Genomic DNA, 6174 nt, shown 5'->3' with positions numbered 1-6174 from the left:
TTACGGACAAGACTCCTTTAAATGATTTGTTTAACAAAGCTGTTCCAACAGAAGAGACGGAGGATTGGCTATATCCTAGCCTTTTCAGCCCCGACGATTTCTAAACGGGACAGCAGTGAGTAATTGATATTTAACATATAACAAATTCCCAGAGAAGGACGTGATGTATTAGGCTCATCTGTATATTTTTCCTCTGTTTTGACCAAACATTTGGGGAATCTGGAATATTTTGGGTAAAAACATTTGGGGAATCTGGAATATTTGTTTATTTGACTTTTCCTGATTTCCTCTTCAAATAGGTTTGATGGTGTATCATTTTCGTTATAATGTTGGCTATCAAACCTATTTGGTACTTCTCACAAAGTATTTGTTATACCACGCAAAGTCTTTTTCAGCCTTTTCTGTTACTTTTGCCATCAGATTTGAGAAATTCTCAATTTTATAACTGGATTTATTAACTTAATAACAAATTGTAAAGCTTATGAAAAAGTTATTTACTTTGATTGTAGCAGCTTTCATGGCTGTAAGTGTGAATGCTCAGACAGAGACTCCTCTTGTTTTGGGTGGTGGCTGGAATGCAGGTTTTGCCTACGATGCTGATGTTTATGATTTCACTATCTCCAAGATGTATGGAGCAGCAGAGTTTGCTTGCAATGTCAACTCTGCAGATTATCCTAAGTATATCCTCGAGTTCGAAGATCCGCTTCCTGCCAACTGCCAAGTAAACTATACTTGGAAGGCTTCTGCTGATGCTGAAGGTGAGGCTACTCCTGCTTATGGTCGTGCTGTGGGCGATGGAACTACCAAGAAGTATGAATTGGTATTCGACCCGGAGCATCCTTACATCGTGGGTGTAAGCGTACAGCATACCGATGATGAAGAGGTGAACTTGAAGGTGAAGAAGCTGACTCTGGTGGGTGCCGACAATTCTGAAAAGCAGGTCTATGCCTCCTTCACCGATTGGGCTGGTACTGATAACACAGTTGCTAATAAGTATAAGGGTATAGTTTCTTTCGATAAACTGTGGCAGCAGCTTGCTATCAATGGCTTGGCTGGCAAGAGTAATGTTACAGTCAAGGTGAAATTGGCTGAGCCAACCCCAAATGTTCAGATGTGTGTAGATTACGAGGATGATAGTCATGAGTGGCCTTCATTCGGAGGCAGCGATGAGGTTACTTTCACCACCAAGGAAGGTGCTGTCATCAAGAACGTGGGTATCCAGTATACCGACCAAGAAAATAATCCAGCAAAGGTTTCTGTGCTCGGTGCCTGGTTGGTTGATACACCTACCGGTATTTCTAAGGTAGAGAATCTTGAGGTAGCTAAGGATGGCAAGTGCTTCAACCTCGCTGGTCAGCAGGTAGGTAAGAACTATAAGGGCGTTGTCATCAAGAATGGTAAAAAGATGGTTATCAAGTAATAGATGAGACGTTTTACAATGCTCGCATCTCTCCTCATGGTTCTGTGCCTACAAATGGCGGCACAGACCTGGGAAGATGTAAAAGTGGGGAATTCTACTCGCAAGACCCTCACTTATGTACCAAAGAATGTAGAGAAATCACCAGCTCTGGTGATTTCTCTTCATGGTATGAATCAGGACCCTGGGTATCAGCAGAATCAGACGCAATGGAATGCGCTGGCTGATACCGAGGGTTTTATTGTTACTTATCCGCTGGGTAATAACAAGATGTGGGACACTCACGGTATGGGTGATGTGAAGTTTGTGGTGGCTGTCATGAAGGATATGGAGCTGAAGCACAATGTGGATAAGAACCGCATCTATCTCTCGGGTTTCTCTATGGGTAGCTGGCTGGGGTATCATTGTCTGGAAACTCTAGGCGATAAAATTGCCGCCTTCGGACCAGTAAGCGGTGTGGACATCGGTAAGCAGCCTAAAGCTAACCGCATGGTGCCTATCATGCATATTCACGGAACCGCTGATGATGTGTTCAAATATACGGGCGATCCTTATCACATGGCTGGCGGTTATCCTAGCATTGAGGAATATGTAAAGAGGTGGGCTGCCTACGAAGGTTGCGATGCAAGCAATCCGCAGGTAATCCGTCCTTATCCTGCCGGTAGAAATACTGCAAATGATACCCGTACTATATATAATAATGTGAACGATGATGTAGAAGTGAACCTTATCTCCATTGACGGTAAGGGACATTGGCATTCTAATGATCCTAACGGGGTAAATTCTACCCAGGAACTGTGGAACTTCTTCAAGCGTCATCAGTTGAACCAGCATCCGGTACCTGTGGAAAACCGCAACTATTTCATCCGTTACGAGAGTACTGTGGGCGAGAACCTCTGGGACCGTCAGGCTGTCTACACCTTGCCAAAGGCTTTGGAGAAGGGTGCCAAGTATACGCTGACCATGAAGATGAGAACTTCTGCAGATTGCGCTGAACTGGGATTCTGGCCTATCTGGAATGCAAGTGCCAACAAGAACCAGTGGGGTGGAAGCGATGATGTGCAGTATGAGGCAGCCTATCATGTAGAGGCTGGCGACTGGAAAACGCTGACCTGGAATTTCACAGCCAACTTCACCTTGGATACCTTCCAGTTTGTATTTGGCAAATACGGTGGTATACTCGATATTGACGATATGGTGTTGGTGAAGGAAGGAACATCAGAGAATCTGATAGCCAACGCCGATTTCTCAGCTCGCAATATTCAGGGCTGGAGCACCAACTGGAATGGTCCAAGCTATTTTCTTGACAACGAAGCCTATGCATCAACAGGCATCGAGAAGCCAGCTGTGGCAACCATGATGAAATCTGCGGATAAGGCATACTACACTCTTCAAGGTGTGAAGGTTATTCGTCCTACCAAGGGTATCTATATTCATGGTGGTAAGAAAATCGTGATTAAATAACAAACAATTATAAATTTTTTAAACTGAACGAAATGAAGAAATTATTAACTTTAGTGGCAGCTGCTTTTATGGCAGTTAACGTGAGTGCAGCTAACAAGGTGCTGAAGATTACTGGCACCGCTGACAATCCTGGGGAACCTCATACTAGACAGTGCTTCATTAATCTGAAGAATGTTCAGAAGGGTAAGCCTAATGTGGTCAAGTTTGATGTATACACATCTTCTGATACAGAATTTGAGATAGGTACCGAGGCTATTGATGATAGCCAAACTGCTCATAAGGATCAGTGGAATAATTCTGCAGTGTTCAGCTACACAGATGGGTTGACTATTACTAAGGACAGGAAGGAGGTTGCTGTTCATTTCCCTGGGAAAACAACGGTTGATTGTGCCACTCACAAAGATAAATTAGAGAATTTTGAGTATGCTGCATCTGCTCTTTTGTTGAATATTGGTAAACTGCCTAAGGATGCGATTCTTTATATAGACAATGTTAAAGTGTATGATGAAGAAGATAATCTCCTCTTTTCTGAGGATTTTGAGAATGCAACAGTTGCAAAATATGATAAAACAAAGACAGCTTATTTTCTAGAATGGCAAGGTGGTGCAAACTTTGAGATAGCCGATGAAAATGCTACTTATATCCCATCTGTAGATTTGGCTAATCTTGATTTCTCTAACGGTGCAACAGCCATTGGTGGTTGGGGTGGAGGTTTTACCTCTGAAATCATCAAAGATGATGGCGTTGATGTTGATCGTATTACCTTTACCAAGCAGGAACTGCCTTATAATGTGCAGGTAGATTTCGAAAATGTTTATCCTAAGGATGCTAAGATTCAGTTAACAATGGAAGCAAAGGGGTCTGTTGCAGGCTCCATCAAAGCAGGTTTGCAGAATCCAGATAACTATCGGGGATGTGGCGATTTCGAGGATATCAATTTGACTACCGGCTATCAGACCTTCATAAAGACAGTTACTTGTTCTGGTGATAACGCTAGGCGTCTCTTGCTCAATGTGGGCACTTATGGTGGCACGATCTCTATCAAGAGTGTGAAGATTGTGGCTTTAGATGTTCCTGAGGAGATTGTTACCATTTCTCCTTCTGGCTATTCTACATATGCAGCTTATTATCCTGTAGATTATAGTAAACTTGATGATTTGAAGGCATATACGGTAAAACTCAATGCAGAGAAGACCGGAATCGTGATGAATGAAGTTGAGGGCGTTGTCCCTGCTGGTGTCGCTGTCTTGCTGAAGGGTAAGGCTAAAACTGATTATCGTTTGGCAAAGGCTGAAGGTTTGCAGGATCAGGATGTAACTTCTGACTTGAAGCTGTCGGATGGTACAATTACTTCTACTACCGAAAAAACAGTCTATGGATTGGCAACTGTAAAAGGTCAGGATGGTTTTTATAAGGCATCCAATGGTAAAACAATCCCTGCTAAATGTGCTTATCTTGAAGTTAAAAACTCTGCTAATCCGGCAAAATTCTATAGCTTAGGAGATCATTCTGGTTCTACTACCGGTATCACTTCTGTAAAGAATGAGGCTGCTGGCAACAATGCACCAATGTATAATCTTGCAGGTCAGCTTGTGGATAAGGGTTACAAGGGTATTGTAATCAAGAATGGCAAAAAGATTGTTTTGAAGTAATAGCAAAGCTTCCTTAATATGATCAATAGGAATACGAACTTTAAAAAAAAGAAATAATGAAGAAATACATCAAACCATCTATGGATATTGTTAAGTTGGAGAATGTGAGTCTGTTGGCTGCCTCTGGCTCTGGCAATGAAGTGAATACAACATTGAGTAATGAAACTCCAGAAGGTCCATTCCATGCTCGTAAATTCAGCCTCTGGGACGGCGCCGAAGAGTAACGAATTAATCTATATAATATAAATATTAAACAAATGGTATAAAAAAATCCCAGAATCGCTCTTCCAAGCGGTTCTGGGATTTATTATGGTGATATTTGTCATCAATATCTCCGCTATTATATTTTTTATGTATTGCTCAGATTCTTAATGATTTCCAAAGGTAGCTGGGTAGCTTTGGCAACCTGTTCGGCAGAAAGTCCCATTGCCAGCAATCGTTGTGCTGTTTCTGTGTTGGCCTCATGCTTGCCTTCTGCTCTACCTTTCTCCATACCTTTTTCCATACCTTTTTCCATGCCTTTCTCCATGCCTTCTTCCATTCCTTTCTGATATCTGTCATCCAGAAGGGTTCTTTCAACACTTACCGAATCCCAGAATTTATCATAGGCACGGAGTTCGGCATCAGTAAAGCCGGAAATCTCCAGTTCTTCTACGGCTTTTCCAATCTCTGGGTCATTAAGCAGGTCGGCAGGAATATCCTTCGTATTGGAATTAATTTCTGTGAGGAAACGGAGCCACAATACCATCATGCGCTTATCGGCAATGGAATGAGGAGTGAACTTAGGGAGTTCAATGAAGGTGAAATGCAAGCCTTCGATGACCTTATTGCTGTCCTTATCGTGCACGATGCGGTAGTTGTGAATGAAATCAGGAGTATCATGCGCAAAGATATCATTTATCAGGTTGAGAGAATACACAGGTTGGAGTTCACTGTATTTTCCTCCCTTTTTAGCTTGACTCACATAGAGCTTGGATGCATTGAACAGTACTCGCTGTTGGAATGCGTCAGACCATTCCATCTGCATTTCCACGCAGAACTTCCTGCCTCTGACATCGGTGCAGAGTACATCCACTATGGTGTTCTTGCCCCCTTCGAGCTGAGGCACAAGTTCTGTAGGCAGATACTTTATCTCGTGTATCTGCTCTTCTTCGCTGAGTGGCAGGAGGGCGTTCAGAAGGCTGATCAGTCTTTTAGGATGATTGCCGAATATCTTCTTGAACGTAAGGTCTGCCTTAGGGTCTAAGTACTTCATAACCATCTGTATTAAAAATCCATGCCGCAAAGTTACGGTTTTATTTTCATATCTGCAAGAGTTTTCTAGGATTTTTAAAGGTAAAAAAGTAAAAAGGTAAAAAAGTAAAGATTTTGCTATCCCCAATACTATCTGATAACTTTTTCTAAAACTTTTCGACCTGTACGGTTGAAATTACCCACACGCCCTTTACCTTTCCCTTCGGCCGGTGACCGTTGGTTCAGGGCGTATGGGGCTTACATGCGAAACTTCAGTAACGAATTAATCTATATCACTAGTGTCCCGTTAAAACGAGACGATTATTAAATAAGTTATTAATACTCAAAAGTTTACGGACTTTTTGTAGTGTATTCGATTTGATTTTGTATCTTTGCACGCATATTTAA

At 42.1% G+C, this 6174-nt stretch carries 5 protein-coding genes; 4 read left to right on the top strand and 1 reads right to left on the bottom strand.

The features are described 5' to 3' along the window. Positions 1-481 precede the first annotated feature (481 nt). From NNC77_RS15845 to NNC77_RS15830, 4 genes are read left to right on the top strand one after another with little or no spacing between them, the layout of a single operon-like run. On the top strand, positions 482-1420 hold the full coding sequence (locus NNC77_RS15845) for a hypothetical protein (protein ID WP_254971780.1): 939 nt from the start codon (positions 482-484) through the stop codon (positions 1418-1420). Between the two features lie 3 nt (positions 1421-1423). After that, positions 1424-2881: an alpha/beta hydrolase family esterase gene (locus NNC77_RS15840; protein WP_254971779.1), complete on the top strand. Its 1458-nt coding sequence runs from the start codon at positions 1424-1426 to the stop codon at positions 2879-2881. Between the two features lie 32 nt (positions 2882-2913). After that, positions 2914-4533 (top strand): hypothetical protein, encoded by a 1620-nt coding sequence (locus tag NNC77_RS15835; RefSeq protein ID WP_254971778.1) that lies wholly within the window; start codon positions 2914-2916, stop codon positions 4531-4533. A gap of 56 nt (positions 4534-4589) precedes the next feature. Further along, positions 4590-4757: a hypothetical protein gene (locus tag NNC77_RS15830; RefSeq protein ID WP_254971777.1), complete on the top strand. Its 168-nt coding sequence runs from the start codon at positions 4590-4592 to the stop codon at positions 4755-4757. 125 nt (positions 4758-4882) lie between these two features. Here the strand turns inward: NNC77_RS15830 and NNC77_RS15825 are convergent, their stop codons facing one another. Beyond that, on the bottom strand, positions 4883-5794 hold the full coding sequence (locus NNC77_RS15825) for an Rpn family recombination-promoting nuclease/putative transposase (RefSeq protein WP_254971775.1): 912 nt from the start codon (positions 5792-5794) through the stop codon (positions 4883-4885). Between the last annotated feature and the right edge of the window lie 380 nt (positions 5795-6174).

Source organism: Segatella copri, assembly GCF_024330485.1.
Classification (GTDB): domain Bacteria; phylum Bacteroidota; class Bacteroidia; order Bacteroidales; family Bacteroidaceae; genus Prevotella; species Prevotella copri_L.
Note: the sequence above shows the minus strand (reverse complement) of the source record. Positions and strands in the feature narration are given on the sequence as shown.